Below are 19,965 nucleotides of genomic sequence, written 5' to 3' on the forward strand. Positions count from 1 at the left end.
ATTTCTTATGTGCATATATTACGCGAAAATGGGACTGTCGGCCCTCGCCGATAGTCCCTCGCTCGTATGTCAATATTTTTATATGATAATCCTATTTCTCCCTTACGTCAAGCCATGGGCGCATTCTCCAAGTAAATTTTGTCCCCTGGCCGGGTTTTAGCGCCTGCAAATCCTTGGCAGTCTTTGCCGGCAGCTCGCAGTAGTTGCCGCAGAAGCAGCAATCGAGCCGCACCGAATCCCGTTGCACCGCCGCCTTGATGTCGGCACTGCCGCAGGTACATTCCAGTTCACCGCTGGCGGCCAAATCGTGGATGCGATTGAGCGCCTCCAGCAGGGTCTGCTGATGTTCAATGAAGCAATCGCCATCAGCTGGATGCAAAGCATCGTATTCTGCAACATTGAAGTCCATGAATTCGGCGATATCCTGCCACCGGCCAATGTAGCCCAGTTCAAAATTATCGTGCTGACAGTAAAGTCTGGCAAACCTGAGTCTTCGCAGCTGTCGCCAGGAAAATGTCTGACGGTTGCTGCCTTTGCATATACCGCATTCTGTTTTCAGTTCCAGTCCTTTGCGCGGCCGCAAGGTAATTTTGCCCATCTCGTGCCCACAGTTCCCGCACTCCATAACGAATTGCTTCTGCCCGCTAAAGAGGGGTACATCCTGTAGCTGGATTCGGCCGCAGCGCTGGCAGTAGAACGCCAAAGAACAGGCCGTATCGATAAGCATGGGAAATCCTCCTTTCTTCCCTAAAATCCCAGTTTGCAGTCATTTCCTTACAATTGACTGTATCACCTTTGATAATACAGTATTTCTACAGTATCTATTGCTTATCCTGCTTGTTGAAAAGTTTTTTCGCTAAAAAGACGGCAGTGGCGGGCGGGATTATCCACACTCAGCTACGGTGATGGGCTAAACTTATTTTTTTCTCTCAATTAAGGAAGTGGGCAAAGGTTAAACTCGCTTCGCTCAAACAAAACCTTTGCCCGCTTCCTCTTGAGAAAAAAATAAGTTCTTAACGCCCATCACCTAACGCTTCGCTTAGGATAATCCCGCCCGCCCCTGCCTCACTGCTTTACAGTTGTCAGTTTTATTTCGTACCAGTTGCAAAGACAGAATTTCCATTGCAACTGGTAGCGCAACAGCACAGTCGTATTGCGTTCCACTCATACTCCCTTATACAACATCTCACCCAGCATATTGGCACTTATCCATTCGAAGTATTTGCTAATAAGTAAGTGGGTGGCTTCTGGCGGCTTAGGGAGGTTTGGCAGAGCGAAGCGTATGCCGGCAGGCGTTAAGAAACGATTTTTTGCCTACCACAAAAATCCACGGGAAAAGTCTACTGTCTGAGCGCAGCGAGTTTTGACTTTTCACGCGGATATAAAAGGCAAAAAATAGTTTTAGCCTGACGGCTTAGCGGAGCGTGTCAAACCTCCCTAAGCCGCCAGGCTGTTACTAACTTATCGAATTATTTAACCTGCAATGCCGCTTTCACGAAATCGCGGAACAGCGGATGCGGGTTGTTCGGGCGGGACTTGAGCTCGGGATGAGCCTGGGTTGCCACGAACCAGGGATGGTCCTTAACCTCTACCACTTCTACGAGGCTGTCATCCGGCAGGGTACCGGCAATCACGAGGCCGCGCTCGGTAAGCTGCTGACGGTAGTTATTGTTGAACTCATAGCGATGGCGATGACGTTCCTCAATATTGGCCGTACCATATGCTGCGAGGGAATGCGTACCTTCGCGCAGGGTGCAGGGGTAGGAACCCAGGCGCATCGTGCCGCCCTTGTCCTCGATGCCCTGCTGGGATTCCATCAGGTCGATAACCGGGTGCTTCGTTTCCGCATCGAATTCGGAGCTGTGTGCGTCCGTCATGCCGCAGACGTGGCGGGCAAATTCGATAACGGCGCACTGCATGCCTAAGCACAGGCCGAGGAACGGAATGTTGTTCTCGCGGGCGTACTGGATGGCCTTAATCTTGCCTTCCACACCACGGTCGCCGAAACCGCCCGGCACAAGAATGCCCTTGCAGCCGACAAATACTTCCGAAAGGTCGGTATCCGGGTCTTCGATTTTTTCCGCATTAACCCACTGAATTTTCACCGAAGCATCATTATCGATGCCGCCATGATGGAGTGCTTCCGTTACGGAGATATAAGCATCCGGCAGTTCCACATACTTGCCGACTACGGCAACCTTAACCTTCTTGGACGGATTGTTAATCTTGTAGACCATCTTGTCCCAATCAGACATATCGGCCGGGCCGTAGTCCATGTTGAGTTTCTGCAGGGCAATCTTGTCGAGGCCTTCACGCTGCATCATGAGGGGCACTTCGTAAATCGTGGAGGCCGTGCGGTTTTCGATAACGGCTTCCGGCTGCACGTCGCAGAACATGGCAATCTTTTCCTTCATGTCCTTGGAAATGGTCTTTTCCGTGCGGCACACGAGGATGTCCGGCTGAATACCGATGGCGCGCAGTTCTTTTACGCTGTGCTGGGTCGGCTTCGTTTTGAGTTCACCGGCAGCGGAGATATACGGCAGCAGCGTTACATGGATGTAGAGCGTATCCTTCGGGCCAACTTCTTTCTTGACCTGACGGATGGCTTCGAGGAAGGGCTGGCTTTCGATATCACCTACGGTACCGCCGATTTCCGTGATAACCACATCAGCGCCGTCAGCCTTGGCTACATCATAGACACGCTGCTTGATTTCATTGGTGATATGCGGGATAACCTGCACCGTGGAGCCTAAGTATTCACCGCGGCGTTCCTTGTGGAGCACGGACCAGTACACCTTACCCGTGGTGATGTTGCTGTTCTTGGACAGGTTGATGTCGATGAAGCGCTCGTAATGGCCCAGGTCGAGGTCCGTTTCCGCACCATCATCGGTAACAAATACTTCGCCATGCTGGTAAGGGCTCATCGTACCCGGGTCAATGTTGATATACGGGTCGAACTTCTGAATCGTAACCTTGAGGCCACGGCTCTTTAAGAGACGGCCCAAAGAAGCCGCCGTGATGCCCTTGCCCAGGGACGAAACCACACCACCGGTAACGAAGATATACTTTGCCATGATTTGCCTCCTTATTCCTGAATGCTTTCCAGCTTCTTCTGACGGCTGTTGATTGCCTTGTTGGCAGCCTTGGAGCGGGATGCCGCACCACGGGCAGAATGACGCTTCACTTCAGGCGGATTCCATTCCGTGAGGCCCCACTGCTGGTCGCCTTCATGCTGGAAACGGCTGTCCATATTGATGAGGGTATATACTTCCGAGATAGCTGCCGACAGGGACTGCACCGGCTTATGCTTTTTCTCGATAACGTCGAGAATCAAATCCTTATAGTACATGGTCTGACCTTTTTCCGTCAGCACGTGATACGCGATATCCACTTCCGAGCTATTGATAAAATCCATAATCAAAAGTTCTCCTTCCAAATCCTAAATTACATCTGTTCCGGTGCCGATACTCCAAGGATTCCCAAAGAATGGCGAATCACATGGGCCGTAACCGTAACCAGGGCCAAACGGGCTTCTGCCAGTTTCGGCTCTACGCCGACAATGCGGCATTTATTGTAGAAGCTATGGAAGGCACTGGCCAAATCATAGCTGTAACGGGCAATGCGCTGCGGTGCATAATCACGGGCGGCACGCTCGATTTCTTCGGGGTATTCCTCAATCTTCTTGATGAGGTCAATTTCCGACTCATCGGTCAGCAGGGAAAGTTTCGGCTTATCGCTGAGGGACAGCCCCGTTTCCTTGCACTGACGGAAGATGCTGCAAATGCGCGCATGGGCATACTGAATGTAGTACACCGGGTTGTCGTTGGATTTTTTCTTAGCCAAATCCAAATCGAAGTCGAGCTGGCTGTCGAGCGAACGCATCAGGAAGAAATAACGCGCCGCATCGGTGCCGACTTCTTCCATCAGTTCATTCAGCGTAACGCTCTGACCGGTACGCTTGCTCATCTTCACGAGTTCACCGCCACGGTAAAGAGCAACCATCTGCAAGAGCAGTACCGTAAGTTTCTTGGAATCATGCCCCAGAGCATCCATAGCAGCCTTTACACGGCACACATAGCCATGGTGGTCAGCGCCCCAGATGTTGATGAGTCTGTCAAAGCCGCGCTCATACTTGTTGTGATGGTAAGCGATATCGGCAGCCAGATACGTCGGCACACCGTTGTCGCGAATAACCACGCGGTCCTTATCGTCGCCATAAGCCGTGGACTTGAGCCAGAGTGCGCCGTCCTTTTCGTAGATGTTGCCGTTATCCTGCAGGATTTTCACGGCAGCCTTAACAGCTTCCGGATGCAGCGTGCGCTCGCTGAACCACTTATCAAAGGTTACGTTAAAGGAAGCCAAATCTTCTTTGAGGGTAGCCAGTTTTTCCACATAGGCCAAATCCTTGAAGATTTCCATGCGTTCATCATCATTCATGGAGAGGTATTTGTCGCCTTCCTTGTCGATGATGCGCTGGGCCGTGTCGATGATGTCCTGACCATGATAGCCGTCCTCGGGGAATTCAACTTCCTGTCCCAGGAGTTCCAGATAACGGGCATTTACCGAACGGGCCAGATTGTTCATCTGATTGCCGGCATCGTTGATGTAGTATTCGCTTTCCACGGGGTAACCTGCAGCCCGCAAAAGGTTCACGAGGGCAGAACCAGCAGCAGCGCCGCGGCCATGGCCGACATGCAGCAGACCCGTCGGGTTAGCGCTGACGTATTCCACCTGAATCTTCGGTGCATCTTTTTTCGGCAACTGACCGTATTTTTCGCCTTCACTGAGGATTTTCTGGAAGGAATCGTAGAGCACATTGCCCTTCAGGTAGAAGTTCAAAAAGCCAGGGCCAGCAATCTGGGCATGGTCGAGCCAGTCGCCCTCAATGCGCTTCACCAGTTCTTCTGCAATCTGACGGGGAGCCTTATGGAACACCCGGGCCGACTGCATGGCAAAGTTGGTAGCAAAATCACCAAACTCCTTCTGGGGCGGCACTTCCAATACCACCGTGGGCAATTCCCCTTCCGGGAACACACCATCGGCAATGGCACTTTTCGCAGCCGCTACAATGGCTTCTGTCAGCGTATCTTTAATATCCAATCCAAAATCCTCCTAATTTATTTTGTCGATAACTACATTTAAGGTGTTATGGCCCTGCAGAGCATCGTTCAGATACAGCTCATATTCTGCCTGAACCGTCCCCTGGCCATCCTTAAAGTAAATATCCAGCTTCTGGGTTTCTACTAGCAAATCAAAATTACCGTAGGGTGTCCGATACACACTACGGGTCCTTTCCCCCAGCCGAAATTCCAGCTGCATATCCACAGCTCCACGGCGAATCAGCGTCAGCCCTTCGCCACTGAATTTCAGCACGGTGGGCACCACCTTGTCGTGAAGCGAGGCATCCTCATAACGCACATAATGCTTGCCAGCCCGCGCTGAATACTTACCGCGCGCCGCCGATTTCAACACGGTCTTTTCTCCTGCCGTATCGACCTGCACGCCTTCCACCGTCACCGCAACCATAGCATCCGCCATTTAGCCACCTCTTCAAAACATACTGTTACATATTATAAACCAAACTCACTACCTTGCCAACAGTTTTTTGCGCTTTTTTTGCGGCTTCATCAACCTTTTTTGTTCATATCTGCAAGACGGCGGAGGGGGGAGGCTTTTACGCACTTCGCTTGACCAGTCCGCTAAAAATAATTTTTGTCTTTTAATTAAGTATCCGGGAAAGTCAAAACTCGCTACGCTCAAACAGTAGACTTTCCCAGATAATATTATGGTGGACAAAAATTATTTTCTTCACGCAGACTGGTGCAACGCTTCGCTGGCGCAAAAGCCTCCCCCCTCCGCCGCCCACGATACTGAGCTTTCGTAATGAACCACAAACTCTATATCGCCAAGAAAGAAATCTAGCTAACTTTTCATCAGGCACCTATTCCAACCTAACGAGGGCGGCGCGGCGATAATTTGTCAGAGCGAAGCGTTTGACCTTGAACGTGAAGAAACAAATTTTGACCCACATAAAAATTAGCGCGAAAAGCCATTTGTCTGAACGCAGTGAGTTTATGGCTTTTCGCGCTAAATAAAAGGTCAAAATTTTTTTAGTTCAAGGTCTAAGCGTAGCGTGGCAAATTATCGCCGCGCCGTCAAACCTACAGTAGATTAGCAGTGAGATGTAAATTTAGATTGTGAACTTCTCCACTTCATGTGCCAGCTGTTCCGCCTGCTCAGCAAGCCCGCGGGTTGCGGCTGCAATTTCTTCTGCCGAGGCGGACTGTTCTTCCGTCGTTGACGATACGGCTTCAGCGCGGCTGGCGTTAGCCGTGCTGATATTGGCAATATCCTTAACGGCCTGCTGCATGGAATCCGTACCTTCCGAAACCGACTTGATGCTGCTGGAAACTTCCCGGATACCATCAGCAAGGGCATCAATCGCCACCTTAATGGACTTAAAGATTTCATCAGCCTCATTTACCGAATCAATGCTGCTGGCTACACTTTCCGCACTTTCCTCACTGGCAGCTACCGCCTTTTTCATATCCGTCTGAATCTTGGTCACGAGATTGGCAATCTGCTGCGTGGAGCTGGCAGACTCCTCGGCCAGCTTGCGGACTTCATCAGCCACCACAGCAAAGCCACGACCATATTCACCGGCACGGGCCGCCTCAATCGCGGCATTGAGCGCCAACAGATTCGTCTGTTCCGCAATCCCGGAAATCAGCTCCACGATTCTGCCGATTTCATCCGAGCTCTTCGCCAGTTCCTTAATGGAGTTTTTCACCGTAGTGGTACTGTCACTGATGGCATTCATGGATTCCACCACATTCTGAATGGAATCGCGCCCCGTATTGACACTACCTACGGTTTGTTCCGTAACAATGGCAATCGCATCGGCACTATTGGCCACCAGCGTAGTGCGCTCAGCAATTTCCACAGCCGTTCTATCTGCATCGGCTGCCGAATCCGACTGCGTGGCAATACCTGCAGCAATATCCGTAATCTGCTGCGCAGCCTGCGTAGCTGCATCAGCGGACTGATGGGATGCTGCAGAAAGTTCTTCTGCCGAAGCCGAAACCCTCTCCGCATTCTTCTGAATATGACCGATAAGTTCCCGAATGGTGCGGCGCATCTCCTTGAAGCCCCGGGCCAAATCGCCCAGCTCATCATTGCTGTCAACAGCCAGCGGACGGGAACGCAAATCGCCGGTGTTGATGATGTTGCATTCTTCCCGCAAAGCCTCCACAGGAGCGCAGAGCTTCTTCCCCAGGAACCAGATGATGCCGCTGATAATCAGCACCATGACAACGGCCACGGCGCTCATAATCTTCATCAGCGAATAGGCATCGGCCCGCACTTCAGAAATCGGCGCTACCGATACTGCCACCCAGGTACGATGGGCCAGATGCACCGGCGTGAACACAGCCTGTGATGCTTCTCCTCTGGAGGTGGTATATTCCGTTGAAACCTGCTTATCCTGCTGTATAGCACTGGTAAAACCATTGACTAGCGCAATATCGATTTTCTTACTGGAAACCTCCTTGGTCAAATCCATCTTGCCCACTTCCTCGGGAAGCTGCGCATAAGCGATGCAAAGACCATCCTGGTCGGCCAGATATACACGGCCGGTTTCCTTATACTTAATCTTGCCAACCAGTTCCGTCAAATCATCCAGTTCAACGGTACCATAGACAATACCCGTAAGCTGGCCGTTTTCCAATACCGGGTAAGCCAGAATGGTGATGAGCTTGCCACTGGTGCCCGATACGGATGGTCCCGTCATAACCGGCTTCTTGGTCTCCCGCACCTGCTTGATATAATCGCGGGTAGTACGGTCCATATCCTTATTCTTGTCGCTGATAGCATGGCCTTCCGGGTCTGAATAAGCCAGCATGGTAAAGTTCTTGCGCTTGGCCAAAGTATCAGCCAATACCTTTACCCGTTCTTCCCGCGTACCGCGCATGATAATCGGGTTACTGGCCAGATACTCCACCGTGAGCTCTCGCTGCTGATAGAGTTTTTCCAGCTGCTCGGATGTACTCTTGCCGATTTCCTGTGCCAGCAAATCCGTATTACGGGTCAATGCCGAACTGGACATATAATAGCTGATGGCAAAGAATACCGCAAAACTTCCCACGAACAGAGGTATGAATCCTGCCAGAAACTTAAAGCGTAAACTGTTAAAGTTCATGTTCTCCTCCTTGTTATATAAAATCCCATAAATCCTACATCTGAAAAAAGCATTGCACACATAGAGGTTGCGTACAATGCTAATTTCACTTTAGTATAACTTTATTGTTGTTCGACTGCGATATCTAATTCTACGACGTGACCCGCTAAATCCATTTCCACCGTGAGATAATTATCATCGCTGATCTTCACCTGGAAATTCTCACCGATGGACAGGGATGGTGTGGAAATATCCACTTCAAGCCCCATACCGGTAAGGTTGGTTGCGGCATTAGCTGTAAGCATGTTACTCATTTCCGAGATAGCACTTTGGGCCATAGCATCAAATTCTGCTACAGGCATACCCATCATCATGGTCGATGCAATAAATTTAGCGGTGTCTTCTGACATGTTGTAAACAACGTTGCCACGAATCTGTTTGGTGAAGCCCACGATAACCGAAACCCCCAGGCTCACCGCATTCTTTGTCTTTACTCCCATCTTCAGCCGCTTAGGCTCCGGAAAGCCCATCTGCGGCATTACGGACGTGAATGCATCGACGAACGGATTAACTAATTTTGCATCCATCTTATCATTCTCCTTCCGCAAATCCCACACTCATATTAATATCCCCTAACCGTGTTCTGGCGCATATACGGAAGGTCGTAAGTTTGGGGCTGGCAATGCGGATTTTGCTGCCCACAATAGTCCCCGGCGGCGTAATGCGCATTTCCTTATCCTTGAACACATCATTAATATTGGATACCCCACGGCCCACAATGATGTTCACCGCTTCTTCTACGGATTCACTTGCTTCATCTTCCGTAATCTCGTCATTTTCCTCGGCATCCAGCATCACCGTGGCAAAATCCTTCATGGTTTTGTCATCCATGTACACGATAGCCCGGCCATTGGGAATCCCCGTCAGGCCTACAATGACAGCGATACCGCTGATGTCCAGAAAACTGCGTTCCTCTTCCTGCAGTTCCACTTCACTGTGTACACCGGTCATGCTGAAAATGCCCTGCTGCAATGCCTTCACAAACGGTTTTGCGTAGGACTCACGCAGGACAGCCACCTTCCCTGCCTTGCTCTGGCAAAGAATCATCAATGTATCGATAAGTTCATTGATGCTGACCGGTTTTTGCAAGAAGGCACTGATGCCCACTTCACGGCCCCGGGCCACAAGGCTGGCATCCTTCATGGCACTGATCATAACGATCTTGGCTTCAGGATCCACAGCACGAATCCGGCGGCTGCATTCAAGGCCATCAGCATCCGGAAGATTCATATCCATGGTAACCACAGCCGGCTTGAATTGCTCATAGAGCTCCACTGCTTCAGCAGCATTTTTGGCTTGCGCGCATACTTCGAAGTTCGTCCTTGCCAGATTCCCTTCAATCATCGCACGGCTGACCTTCGAATCATCGACGATCATTACTTTGACTTTCTCCACAAATGCTCACCTGCTTCTCTACATTCCTTACATTTGCCAACACTTAAAAATAGGAACTCGTTACTGTTACAATTTTCATAACTTAACTTTTCGCTATAGTGTGAGAAAATCCCTGCCTGCCAAAAAAATAATTTTAGATTTCGCTTTTGCCTACGGCATCAAAAGTTTTCACGATGGAAGCTGCCGGTTCCTTATCCATTTTGCTGACCACATAAACGGCCAGCAGCGAGAGCAGGAATCCCGGCACGATTTCATAAAGCCCCAGCCAGTCAATCTGCTTCCAGACGAGCACCGTAATGCCCCCCACGATGATACCGGCCAGCACCCCATTGCGGGTGGTACGGCGCCAGAAGAGAGCACACAGCAGAGCCGGCCCGAAGGCAGCACCAAATCCCGCCCAGGCATAGGCCACCATGTCTAAAATAAAGCTGGAAGGATTCAAACCGATAAAAATCGCCAGTGAGGCGATAATCAAAACCGAAGCCCGGCTGATCCAGATAAGTTCCGTAGTCTCCGCTTCCTTGCGCAAAAGCGTGCGGTAAAAATCCTGAGCAAAGGCAGATGCCGCTACCAGAAGCTGTGCCGAAGCCGTACTCATAATGGCTGCCAGTACAGCCGAGAGAATCAAGCCTGCCACAATCGGCGGGAAAAGTTCATTGGTCATCACCAAAAATACCGTTTCCGACTCCGTGCCCGCCAGTTCATGGGACAGGAACACGCGGCCCACCATACCCACAGCGACTGCCGCAGCCAGAGAGAGCACCACCCAGGTCATGGCAATGCGGGTGGCCTGTTTGATTTCCTTGGAACTGGAAATCGCCATAAAACGCACGAGAATATGCGGCTGGCCGAAGTAGCCAATGCCCCAGGCCAGCAGGGAAATCAGTTCAATCGTGCCCAAGGTCGAACCATCCGGTTTGGTGAAAGGTTCCAGCATGGAATGGCTTACGTTGTCAATGGCATTTACCGTAGCCGTATAACCTCCCATCTCCATAGCCGCCGTAATGGGCACCACCAAGATGGCGAAGAACATCATAACACCCTGAATAAAATCCGTGCGGGACACAGCCAAGAAACCGCCCACCAGCGTATAGAACACCACCGAACCGGCACCGATAAAGATGGCATACTCATAAGGCAAACCGAACACCGTTTCAAAGAGACGGCCGGAAGACACAAACCCCGAGGATGTATATATAGTAAAGAAAATCAAAATAAACACCGCCGGGATGGTGCGCAGCAAGCCGCTGTTATCCTCAAAGCGGTTCTCCAAAAATTGGGGCACCGTCAGGGAATTCTTGGCCAGCTCCGTGTACTTTCTAAGGCGGGCCGCCACAAAATGCCAGTTGGCCCAGGTACCGAGGGCAATGCCCACCGCAATCCATCCGGCATTAAGTCCGGCCAGATACGCAAAGCCCGGCACGCCCATAAGCATCCAACCGCTCATGTCGGAAGCCTCGGCACTCATGGAAGTAACCCAGGCTCCTAATTTACGGTTGCCCAAAAAATAATCGCTCATATTGCGGGTACGGCGGTAATAATAAACACCAATGGCCATCATCAGGCCAATGTAGAGAATAAAGGTATTGATAATCGCTAATTGACTTGTCAAAAAGTTTCCTCCTCCTGCTTTCAGGTTTTCAAGTTTACAATAACAGCTTAAATTATACTTGCTTTTACCCCCATTTGGCAACTTTATTTTTATAGGAGCTATAATATTATCGTTATAGTTGACAAAATGCGTCCGATTTTTTCGCGATTTTTTTCATTTTGCAGGAAAAAACACTTGCATTATCGAAAATCTTCCCGTATAATAGCTAAGGTTTTTCGGAAAACGCTAGGAATAAACGCAGATAGCCTTAGTCTAAGTATATCTTGGTACAGGCTGAATCTGCGCTCTTTTCGTGTGTGTAAAATTAGGAGGAAGTACCTATGAAGAAGTATGATGTTGTGATTGTGGGCGGTGGCCCCGCCGGTATCTTTGCCGCTTATGAACTGGCAGAAAAAAGCCCCGAGCTCAAAGTATTGCTGCTCGAGAGCGGTAAGGATATCTATACCCGTGTCTGCCCCATTTCCGCAGGCAAAGTGAAAGGCTGCATTGGCTGCAAGCCCTGCAGCATCATGCGCGGCTTCGGTGGTGCCGGTGCTTTCTCCGATGGCAAATACAACTTCACCACTCAGTTCGGCGGCTGGCTCAATGAATACCTGTCTGACGAAGAAGTCATGGACCTCATCTATTATGTAGATAAAATCAACATGAAGCACGGCGCTCCGGCTCAGGTATTCAGCACGGAAAACAGCGACATCGGCTACAAGGCCATTCAGCATGATTTGCACCTGTTGGCTGCCAGCGTCCGCCATCTGGGCACGGAAAACAATCTGGAAATGCTCAAGGCTACCTATGAATACCTCAAGGACAAAGTGGAATTCCGCTTTGAATGTCCCGTAGCCCATATCCATTCGGACGGTCAGGGTGAAAACGAAGTGGAACTTACGGACGGCGAAAAAATTGCCGCCGAATACCTGATTGTCGCTCCCGGCCGCGCCGGTGCCGAGTGGTTCTCCACGGAATGTGACACCCTTGGCCTCAAGCAGGAAAACAACCGCGTAGATGTCGGTGTCCGTGTGGAAGTTCCCGATGAAATTTGGAACCCCATCACGAGTCAGGTTTATGAAGCCAAGCTCGTATACCGCACCAAACGTTACGGCGACCAGGTGCGCACCTTCTGCATGAACCCGCACGGTCATGTCGTTATGGAAAACACCGACGGCATCATCACCGTCAACGGCCACTCCTACAGCGACCCGAAACTGCAGAGCAAGAACACCAACTTCGCCCTGCTGGTCAGCAACCGCTTCACGGAGCCCTTCCACTCCCCGCATCAGTACGGCAAGCGCATTGCCTCCTTCTCCAACCTCTTAGGCGGCGGCATTATCGTGCAGCGCTTCGGCGATTTGATGAAGGGACGCCGCTCCAACGCCCATCGCATGAGCAAGAGCTTCACCCGTCCGACCCTGCAGGCAACGCCGGGCGACCTTTCTCTGGTTCTGCCCAAGCGCCATGTGGACAACCTCATTGAAATGATTCAGGCGCTCGACAACATCGCGCCGGGCATGACCAATGACGATACCCTGCTCTACGGTGTAGAAGTAAAATTCTACAGCTCCCGCGTAAAACTCACGAATCAGCTGGAAACGGAACTCAAAAACGTCTTCGCCATTGGCGATGGCGCTGGCGTAACCCGCGGTCTTTCTCAGGCAGGTGCCAGCGGTGTCTATGTAGCCCGCCAGATTATTGAACGCAGCAAGAAATAAATTAGCGACAATATGTAAGACATACGAAAACAGCCCGGTGGCTGATGATGCTTTCCCATCTATCAGCCACCGGGCGTCTTTTATTGCACGTTATTCATCTATCTCGTCTTCCTGTCCGGCCAGGAACGCATTCACTGCCCGATAAATCGCCGAGCTCTGATAGCCCCGCCGAAACAGGGCCGCCATGAGTTTCTGCTTATCCTGGCTGCGCTTATACTTGCTCGTAAGTACCCGAAGCGCTTTTTCGTATTCGCGCTCACCAACCGCTTCCCGATCATCGGGAATGCAGGACTTCACCAATGCGGAAGGATAGCCCTTCTGCTTGAGCTTTTCGCAAATCTGCCGCACGGAATAGCTGCTGTCCATGTAGAGATAGTTAAAGCGCCGCGGGCAGGATTCGGCATCATTTAGGTAATGCTTTTCCTGCAGGCGGGCAATGGCTGCAGATGCCTCTTCTTCCTCATAGCCCTTGGCCATGAGTTTTTCAAAGAGACGTTTCTCGCTGTACTCCTGCCGGGCCAGCATATCCACAGCGGTCACGAGGGCAGGTTTCACAGGCTTGCGTTTGGGCTGCCCATAACCTTGGTTTCCCCACATGGATTATTCCTCGTCCATATCGCCACTGGCCTCAGTGGGTGCTGCTTTTTCCAATGCCTCGGCATCGCTGACCAGCTTTTCGCGAACCTTGCGCTCGATTTCTTCGACCATGGCCGGATTGGCTTCGAGTTCCACCTTGGCTTTTTCCTTGCCCTGGCCTAAGCGCGTACCTTCATAGGAATACCAGGCACCGCTCTTGTCCACGATTTCCAGTTCCACGCCCATGTCGATAAGCGTCCCCAGACGGGAAACACCTTCGCCGTACATGATGTCAAATTCTGCGGTCTTGAACGGCGGCGCAATCTTATTCTTGACGATTTTAACTTTGGTACGGTTACCTACCACATCAGCCCCCTGCGTAATCTTTTCACCCTTGCGCACTTCCATGCGTACGGAAGAATAGAACTTCAGCGCACGACCGCCGGTGGTTACTTCCGGGTTACCGTAGGTCACGCCCACTTTTTCACGAATCTGGTTGATGAAAATGGCCACGGTCTGGGACTTATTGATGACACCGGTGAGCTTTCTCATAGCCTGGCTCATGAGGCGGGCATGAAGGCCCACATGACTGTCACCCATTTCGCCGTCAATTTCCGCCTTGGGCACGAGTGCCGCTACGGAGTCCACTACGATGATGTCAATGGCGCCACTGCGCACCAGAGCATCCACAATGTCCAGCGCCTGTTCACCAGTATCCGGCTGAGAAATCAGCAGTTCGTCAATATCGACCCCCAGCTTCTGCGCATATACCGGGTCTAATGCGTGTTCCGCATCGATGAAAGCGGCAATACCGCCATTTCTCTGCGCTTCGGCAATCATATGCAGAGTTACCGTCGTCTTACCGGAAGATTCCGGGCCATAAATCTCAATGATACGGCCGCGGGGAATGCCGCCAGTACCCAAAGCAATATCTATGGGCAAAATCCCTGTGGGGATGACGGACACATTCATCTGGGCCCGGGCATCACCCAAGCGCATGATGGAACCTTTACCAAAATCCTTCTCAATTTTTTTCATGGCGTTAGCCAATGCTAATTTTTTGTTATCATCTACAGCCTTGCGGTCAGTTTTCTCTGCTGCCATTCTATCTGCATCCTTTCTTACATTTCATTACCTGTCACAACAGTTTTTATTATATTAGAAATATCCTTTTTTGACAATACACCATGTGTGAAATATTATTTCACAGTATTTTTTATAATGCGCGCAAAACGAGGCCATCAGCTCTTGTCAGCTGACGACCTCGTTCTTTAACGTTCAATTATTTCTGGTGACGAACCACTTCGACCTCTACATAGTCAATGGGGCCGGAGATGGGTACAGACGGTTTGCGGATTCTGGCCATAGCGGTTTTGAAATGCGGATATTTTGCCAACAGTTTATCACCAATGGCTGCGGACAGGGAGCCCAGCATGGTATAGCGTTTGTTTTCCGTAATATCCTTAACGATGTCATAGACAGCTGCCGTATCAACGCCATCTTTGAGCTCGTCCGACTCTACCAGCTTGTCGTCCTTGGTTTCAATTTCGACATCAATGTAGAATTTCTGCCCCTGCTCACGTTCATACTCGTAAACACCATGGAACCCATAAAACATCATGTTGAGAATTCTCACTTTTGCCATTGTGGTCACTCCTATCACTTGTAATTCAGCTGAACCTGTATCGTTTATTACAGGGCTTTCTACATGTGTATTTCGCTAACCTGTGGCAAAATCCTGCCGAATACGCAAAATATTCTCGTTAATCGTTAAACATTTCTTCCCACATGCCATACGCACAGACTAAAAAAATCAATAACACTACAAATAAGTCACCCATTTGCCTATCCCTCATCATATAGAAAAAGAGGAGAGGCTAAGCCTCTCCCTAAAAGCTCATTACATCACCCGACGGGCACCCAGGTAGCAGCCACCCCAATAGGAGCTGTCCAAAGATGCTACGCTGACCCCGATGCTGGAGGACGCATGAATAAACTGACGGTCGCCGAGGTATATGCCCACATGGGACGCTCCCGGTGCATACGTCGAAAAGAACACTAAATCTCCAGGCATGAGTTCACCAGCAGGCGAACCTACTTCATACTGAACATCTGCCGTACGCGGAAGATGTACACCAGCATGAGCAAATACATACTGTACATAGCCAGAGCAGTCAAAACCGCTAGGGCTGGTACCACCGAATACATACGGTACACCAAGGTACTGCATGGATTCCGAAATGATGGTACGGTTGATGTAGTTGCTGCCATGAGATACCACCGGCATGGATTTGCCGAGAAGCGCCGTATAGGTGGACGGCCCTACCTGTCCATCTGCAGCCATCCCATGGGAAGACTGGAATACCTTAACTGCCTCAGCCGTGGCCGGACCGAAATCCCCATCAGCCGATACATCGTAACCAAGACGGACCAATTGTCCCTGAATCTCGGCTACTTCCGTGCCCTGGTCCCCTACGCGGAATGCAGACGCACTACACACAGAAAACATGGACATAAGGATCATGGACAGCGCAAATACACGCTTTGTTGCTTTTTTGAACAAAAAAGCCAACTCCTCTCTCTGTTCGCTTACGAGGTTAGCTGCCGGGCTCGGGTAGAGAAGACCACCCGCTACAATCCTTACACTGTCAAATAATGTAATCTTGAAGTTCGCCCCGAAAAATTGGTTCCCCCGCTCCTGGGCTGGATTCAGCTTAATCCTATGTATTTTTGAATACCCATTTTATATAATACGACAAAAGTCGTCGTATTCCTGCAAATTTTTTAATAAGATTTTAATTTTTGCACAATTCTAAATCAACTCCGATTTTTTCAGTTTCTTTTCAGAATTCATGCTGACATGAAAAGTGGCTGTCGTGACGACAGCCATCTTATTTACATTTAGGTTGAATAAGCAATCAATAAGCCGAGTTTTGTTCCATCCGCAAGCGGAGGCGACAATCATTTATCTAGGCACGGCAGTTGCCTGCCGGCTCAAGCGACTCAACCCGGAAGGTTCCGCGGGCCGCATCATCCCTTCCCTATTTGGTCTTGCTCCGTGTGGGGTTTACCCAAGCCAGCCAGTCACCTGACTGCTGGTGCGCTCTTACCGCACCTTTCCACCCTTACCTGACATGTCAGGCGGTCTAAATCTCTATGGCACTATCCCTAAGGTCACCCTCGCTGGACGTTATCCAGCACACTGCCCTATGGAGCCCGGACTTTCCTCATCTGGTGTCTAGCACCAGCCGCGATTGTCTTGACAACTTATTTCAACACGAAAAAGTATAACACTTTAAGAGGACTCTGTCAAATCAGGTGCTAATTTGACATTTGTTGCTTTGTCCATGGTAAGTTCATCCCAGGAAATTTCATGCATCATAAGCAGTGGCTGCATTCCCAGCAGGGCGGCCGACAGCATATAATTGCCAAGGTTGAGACTGCAAATCCCATACGCCTTTCCCGCATATTCTATTAACTTTTTTTCAGCCACAGGCATGGTACTGATTTCCCCAGGCGATAACGAAAAACCGTGTCCCTCGCATTTTACCAGACTTTCCTTTCTTGTCCATAAGCGATAAAACCGTTCCTGTCGCTCGCTTTCATCTTTTCCCCGCAGCATCCATTCATATTCCGAGGAAGTCAGTGCCTCCCGTACCCAATCGCCATAGGAAACCATTTTCTCGATATCCACGCCCACAGAGCTGTCTGCCTCAGCCAGCACAGCATATGCTCCACTATGCGATAGATTGAAAAACTTTCCCTCTGCCAAAGGTTTTCCTTCTTCATTATAGGAAATACTGCGACCCTGAGCTGCTTTTTGCAGCAACAGGGAAGACGCAAAGCACCTAAGCCTGTCCTCTTCCTGCCGATAACGCATCATCTTTTCATAGCGCGCTGCCGGCAAAAGTCTTGCAGCATCCCCCAGATGGGAACGCAGACAGTCCACCGGCAAGAGCGTTATCATCACTTCGCGCATACTTCTTCCCCACAATCTTTACTATGCTTCATCAAAATATCCCAAACCGTTCAGCGCGCGCATGAACCTTTGCAAATAATCCCAGGAAGTAACCGGCCAAGCCATCCCCCAGCGATAAAGAACCTGTAGCGTATACTCCCGGCTCATGTTTAAGGATTTCCTTTATTTTTTCGCTATCCAAGATATATTTCCTGCCGTAAAATCCATCTTGCGCCCGCAAAAGCTATTTGCTACAATTTACTATGAGACTGACGGTCAGATGACCTTTTCTTGTTTGTTATTTTTTCTTATAATAACATTATCGTTTGTAATTCATTTCAAAGAAAGAAGGAACTCAACATGGCAACTCCTCATATTGCAGCAGAAAAAGGCGACGTAGCAGAACGCATCCTGCTCCCCGGCGACCCCCTGCGCGCTAAATTCATCGCAGAAAACTTTTTGGAAGATGTAAAGCAGTACACCTCCGTTCGCAATATCCTGGGCTACACGGGTAAGTACAAAGGCGTGCCCGTTTCTGTACAGGGCACGGGCATGGGCATGCCCTCCATCTCCATCTATGTCCATGAGCTCATTCACAGCTTCGGCTGCAAAAAGCTGTTCCGCGTAGGCACCTGCGGCGGCATGCATCCGGATGTTAAGCTCCGTGACGTGCTCATCGCTCAGGCTGCCAGCACGGATTCTTCCATGATTCGCAATATCTTCGGCGGCAACATCAATTACTGCCCCATCGCTGACTACGAGCTGCTGTCCAAGGCCGTTGCCAATACCAAAAAGCTGAACCTCAAAGCCACGGTCGGCAATATCATTTCCGTTGACCGCTTCTATGATGAAGAAATCGACAACGACAAGCTGCGCAAGTACGGCATCCTCGCTGTGGAAATGGAAGCTGCTGCTCTCTACACGCTAGCTGCTGAAGCCCATGTACAGGCACTGGCCCTCTTCACGGTCAGCGACCACCTCGTAACCGGCGAATCCTGCACGGCAGAAGAACGCCAGACCACCTTCAACGATATGATTAAGATTGCCCTCGAAACGGCTATCGAAGATTAAGATTAAAAAGCCCGGACGAACTGCGCTAGAAACAGTTCGTCCGGGCTTTTTCTATTTCTTTAACCAAACGCAATCAATCTTCTTCCGTTCCCAGCAGCGGCATTTTCTTTATCAGGAAAGCCGTGCCAAGAATAGCTCCGACCACCGTAGCCGCCGGGGCAGCGTACCAGATATTGTCCGCACCGAACAGCACCGGGAACAAGTAGATGAAGATAATCGGCGCAATCAGCGACTGACAGACGGCAATGACTGCCGAAATCGTTCCCCGGTCCAGCCCCGTAAAAAAGCCTGAGGTTACAAGGCAAAAACCATACAGGAAAAATTCCAGTGCGCAAATTCTGAGGGCTCTAGTCGCAAAAGCATGTGCTTCCGGGTCGTAGCCGAGATACAAGGTGGCAATGTCATCGGCCAAGGAAACACCGACAGCGGTCATGACGAAGCCCAATCCCAGCGTCAAAACGATGTTCTTCTTCATCAAATCTCTTATGCCGTCAAAATCCCCTGCACCATACTTGTAACCGACCACCGTCACCGTCGTCGTATTGATGGCAAAGAAAACGGATAAAAACACCTCGCCGACATAGCTGTGCACACCGATAGCGGCCACGCCCAATTGTCCCAGCAGCAGCATGAGCTGCAGATTGTAGACAAGCTCCAGAATGTTGACCGAAACGGCATCGACCATCTCGGATATGCCATTGTAGCAAATCTTCGCCAGACGATAGAGGTCAAAGCGGAAACGCACAAAATGCAAGCCGGAGGCATTGGGACGGGAGAAATACCACAAGGTAATGAGCGTGTTCACGATAGTTGCCAGACCGGTTGCCGTCGCCGCTCCCTCAATCTCATATTCCAGCACGACGATGAACAGCCAGTCCAGAATAACATGTGTCACGCCCTGCACCACCGAAAGATAAAAACCTGTCTCCGATTTCTCGGCCATGACCCACAGACTTTGAAATGACGTGGTTATGAGGAGTGGCGCAATGAACAGGAACAGAATGCGCCCATATCGCAGACAATAGGGCACAAGTTCTTCCGATGCCCCCAGCATGCGGACAATCTCCGGCAGGAAGATAACCATCAGGGTACTAAAGAAAGCGCCCCAGATAAATATCACCGCCACCAGCAGCGTAAAATACTGCCGGGCTTTTTCGATATTGCCCTCCCCCTTGAGCTTGGAGATAAAGGCACTGCCGCCCTCACCAATCATGAAGCCCGGCGCCACCAGCATCATCAACAGCGGAAATACCAGATTGACAGCCGCAAAGGAGCTTACCCCCAGCCAGTTGGATACGAAAAAACCATCTGCCATCTGAAACGAAGTAATCGCCAGCATGGTGCCGATATTCGGCAGGCTGTAAAGTAAGATTTTTTTATACGTAAAATGTTCGGAAAGCTCTATTTTCATCCA

18 protein-coding genes, 1 other RNA gene and 1 riboswitch are annotated in these 19,965 nt (G+C 50.3%); of the genes, 2 read left to right on the forward strand and 17 right to left on the reverse strand.

The features are described from left to right. Positions 1-91: 91 nt before the first annotated feature. The 9 genes from P157_RS0112295 to putP all read right to left on the reverse strand — a co-directional run bounded on the left by P157_RS0112295 (position 92) and on the right by putP (position 11,243). The gene (locus P157_RS0112295) at positions 92-727 is read right to left on the reverse strand and encodes a hypothetical protein (protein ID WP_026761254.1); all 636 of its coding nucleotides are present in this window, start codon (positions 725-727) and stop codon (positions 92-94) included. A gap of 742 nt (positions 728-1,469) precedes the next feature. Continuing rightward, positions 1,470-3,074 carry a CTP synthase gene (locus P157_RS0112300; protein WP_026761255.1) on the reverse strand — a complete coding sequence of 535 codons (1,605 nt, stop codon included), beginning with the start codon at positions 3,072-3,074 and terminating at the stop codon, positions 1,470-1,472. A gap of 11 nt (positions 3,075-3,085) precedes the next feature. Further along, positions 3,086-3,415 carry a DNA-directed RNA polymerase subunit delta gene (gene rpoE / locus P157_RS0112305; RefSeq protein ID WP_026761256.1) on the reverse strand — a complete coding sequence of 110 codons (330 nt, stop codon included), beginning with the start codon at positions 3,413-3,415 and terminating at the stop codon, positions 3,086-3,088. Positions 3,416-3,444: 29 nt separating this feature from the next. Next, the gene (gene argS / locus P157_RS0112310) at positions 3,445-5,100 is read right to left on the reverse strand and encodes an arginine--tRNA ligase (RefSeq protein WP_026761257.1); all 1,656 of its coding nucleotides are present in this window, start codon (positions 5,098-5,100) and stop codon (positions 3,445-3,447) included. 12 nt (positions 5,101-5,112) lie between these two features. Then, positions 5,113-5,538: a DUF1934 domain-containing protein gene (locus P157_RS0112315; protein WP_026761258.1), complete on the reverse strand. Its 426-nt coding sequence runs from the start codon at positions 5,536-5,538 to the stop codon at positions 5,113-5,115. Positions 5,539-6,190: 652 nt separating this feature from the next. Further along, complete coding sequence (locus tag P157_RS0112320) at positions 6,191-8,197, reverse strand: methyl-accepting chemotaxis protein (protein ID WP_026761259.1); 2,007 nt, start codon at positions 8,195-8,197, stop codon at positions 6,191-6,193. A 101-nt stretch (positions 8,198-8,298) separates the two neighbouring features. Then, complete coding sequence (locus P157_RS0112325) at positions 8,299-8,763, reverse strand: chemotaxis protein CheX (RefSeq protein ID WP_026761260.1); 465 nt, start codon at positions 8,761-8,763, stop codon at positions 8,299-8,301. Positions 8,764-8,767: 4 nt separating this feature from the next. Continuing rightward, the gene (locus tag P157_RS0112330) at positions 8,768-9,631 is read right to left on the reverse strand and encodes a response regulator (RefSeq protein ID WP_026761261.1); all 864 of its coding nucleotides are present in this window, start codon (positions 9,629-9,631) and stop codon (positions 8,768-8,770) included. A 133-nt stretch (positions 9,632-9,764) separates the two neighbouring features. Then, the gene (gene putP / locus P157_RS0112335; protein WP_026761262.1) at positions 9,765-11,243 is read right to left on the reverse strand and encodes a sodium/proline symporter PutP; all 1,479 of its coding nucleotides are present in this window, start codon (positions 11,241-11,243) and stop codon (positions 9,765-9,767) included. 320 nt (positions 11,244-11,563) lie between these two features. Between putP and P157_RS0112340 the strand changes: the two genes are divergently transcribed. Beyond that, positions 11,564-12,946, forward strand: a complete 1,383-nt coding sequence (locus tag P157_RS0112340; protein WP_026761263.1) for an NAD(P)/FAD-dependent oxidoreductase — start codon at positions 11,564-11,566, stop codon at positions 12,944-12,946. A gap of 90 nt (positions 12,947-13,036) precedes the next feature. On the opposite strand, the gene P157_RS0112345 is transcribed toward P157_RS0112340, so the two are convergent. The 7 genes from P157_RS0112345 to P157_RS15595 form a co-directional block, all read right to left on the reverse strand. Continuing rightward, positions 13,037-13,543, reverse strand: a complete 507-nt coding sequence (locus P157_RS0112345; RefSeq protein WP_026761264.1) for a regulatory protein RecX — start codon at positions 13,541-13,543, stop codon at positions 13,037-13,039. A 3-nt stretch (positions 13,544-13,546) separates the two neighbouring features. Further along, a complete protein-coding gene (gene recA, locus P157_RS0112350) occupies positions 13,547-14,626 on the reverse strand; it encodes a recombinase RecA (RefSeq protein WP_026761265.1) in 1,080 nt (359 codons plus the stop codon). A gap of 178 nt (positions 14,627-14,804) precedes the next feature. Further along, a complete protein-coding gene (gene folB / locus P157_RS0112355) occupies positions 14,805-15,167 on the reverse strand; it encodes a dihydroneopterin aldolase (RefSeq protein WP_026761266.1) in 363 nt (120 codons plus the stop codon). 255 nt (positions 15,168-15,422) lie between these two features. Further along, positions 15,423-16,046 carry an NlpC/P60 family protein gene (locus tag P157_RS0112360; protein ID WP_143035158.1) on the reverse strand — a complete coding sequence of 208 codons (624 nt, stop codon included), beginning with the start codon at positions 16,044-16,046 and terminating at the stop codon, positions 15,423-15,425. 46 nt (positions 16,047-16,092) lie between these two features. Beyond that, a riboswitch (cyclic di-AMP (ydaO/yuaA leader) is annotated at positions 16,093-16,247 on the reverse strand. Between the two features lie 182 nt (positions 16,248-16,429). Then, positions 16,430-16,792, reverse strand: an RNA gene (rnpB, locus tag P157_RS15020) — RNase P RNA component class A. A gap of 25 nt (positions 16,793-16,817) precedes the next feature. Then, positions 16,818-17,501 (reverse strand): 4'-phosphopantetheinyl transferase family protein, encoded by a 684-nt coding sequence (locus tag P157_RS15005; RefSeq protein ID WP_051598627.1) that lies wholly within the window; start codon positions 17,499-17,501, stop codon positions 16,818-16,820. Positions 17,502-17,532: 31 nt separating this feature from the next. After that, positions 17,533-17,682 carry a hypothetical protein gene (locus tag P157_RS15595; protein ID WP_155266755.1) on the reverse strand — a complete coding sequence of 50 codons (150 nt, stop codon included), beginning with the start codon at positions 17,680-17,682 and terminating at the stop codon, positions 17,533-17,535. A gap of 158 nt (positions 17,683-17,840) precedes the next feature. Here P157_RS15595 and deoD point away from each other — a divergent pair, with 158 nt between their 5' ends. Next, positions 17,841-18,551, forward strand: coding sequence for a purine-nucleoside phosphorylase (deoD, locus tag P157_RS0112375; RefSeq protein WP_026761268.1), 711 nt, complete (start codon positions 17,841-17,843; stop codon positions 18,549-18,551). 73 nt (positions 18,552-18,624) lie between these two features. Here deoD and P157_RS0112380 read toward each other — a convergent pair whose 3' ends face one another. Beyond that, a complete protein-coding gene (locus P157_RS0112380; protein ID WP_026761269.1) occupies positions 18,625-19,962 on the reverse strand; it encodes an MATE family efflux transporter in 1,338 nt (445 codons plus the stop codon). Between the last annotated feature and the right edge of the window lie 3 nt (positions 19,963-19,965).

The organism is Selenomonas ruminantium AC2024 (assembly GCF_000687995.1).
Taxonomy (GTDB): domain Bacteria; phylum Bacillota; class Negativicutes; order Selenomonadales; family Selenomonadaceae; genus Selenomonas_A; species Selenomonas_A ruminantium_B.

Bases quoted from the DNA above. Each gene is read 5' to 3' on its own strand.
- P157_RS0112295 (WP_026761254.1), bottom strand. From the start codon at position 727: ATGCTTATCGATACGGCCTGTTCTTTGGCGTTCTACTGCCAGCGCTGC.
- folB (WP_026761266.1), bottom strand. From the start codon at position 15,167: ATGGCAAAAGTGAGAATTCTCAACATGATGTTTTATGGGTTCCATGGT.
- P157_RS0112360 (WP_143035158.1), bottom strand. From the start codon at position 16,046: ATGATCCTTATGTCCATGTTTTCTGTGTGTAGTGCGTCTGCATTCCGC.
- P157_RS0112315 (WP_026761258.1), bottom strand. From the start codon at position 5,538: ATGGCGGATGCTATGGTTGCGGTGACGGTGGAAGGCGTGCAGGTCGAT.
- P157_RS0112325 (WP_026761260.1), bottom strand. From the start codon at position 8,763: ATGGATGCAAAATTAGTTAATCCGTTCGTCGATGCATTCACGTCCGTA.
- P157_RS0112340 (WP_026761263.1), top strand. From the start codon at position 11,564: ATGAAGAAGTATGATGTTGTGATTGTGGGCGGTGGCCCCGCCGGTATC.
- rpoE (WP_026761256.1), bottom strand. From the start codon at position 3,415: ATGGATTTTATCAATAGCTCGGAAGTGGATATCGCGTATCACGTGCTG.
- P157_RS0112300 (WP_026761255.1), bottom strand. From the start codon at position 3,074: ATGGCAAAGTATATCTTCGTTACCGGTGGTGTGGTTTCGTCCCTGGGC.
- deoD (WP_026761268.1), top strand. From the start codon at position 17,841: ATGGCAACTCCTCATATTGCAGCAGAAAAAGGCGACGTAGCAGAACGC.
- P157_RS0112320 (WP_026761259.1), bottom strand. From the start codon at position 8,197: ATGAACTTTAACAGTTTACGCTTTAAGTTTCTGGCAGGATTCATACCT.
- P157_RS0112345 (WP_026761264.1), bottom strand. From the start codon at position 13,543: ATGTGGGGAAACCAAGGTTATGGGCAGCCCAAACGCAAGCCTGTGAAA.
- P157_RS0112380 (WP_026761269.1), bottom strand. From the start codon at position 19,962: ATGAAAATAGAGCTTTCCGAACATTTTACGTATAAAAAAATCTTACTT.
- recA (WP_026761265.1), bottom strand. From the start codon at position 14,626: ATGGCAGCAGAGAAAACTGACCGCAAGGCTGTAGATGATAACAAAAAA.
- P157_RS15005 (WP_051598627.1), bottom strand. From the start codon at position 17,501: ATGCGCGAAGTGATGATAACGCTCTTGCCGGTGGACTGTCTGCGTTCC.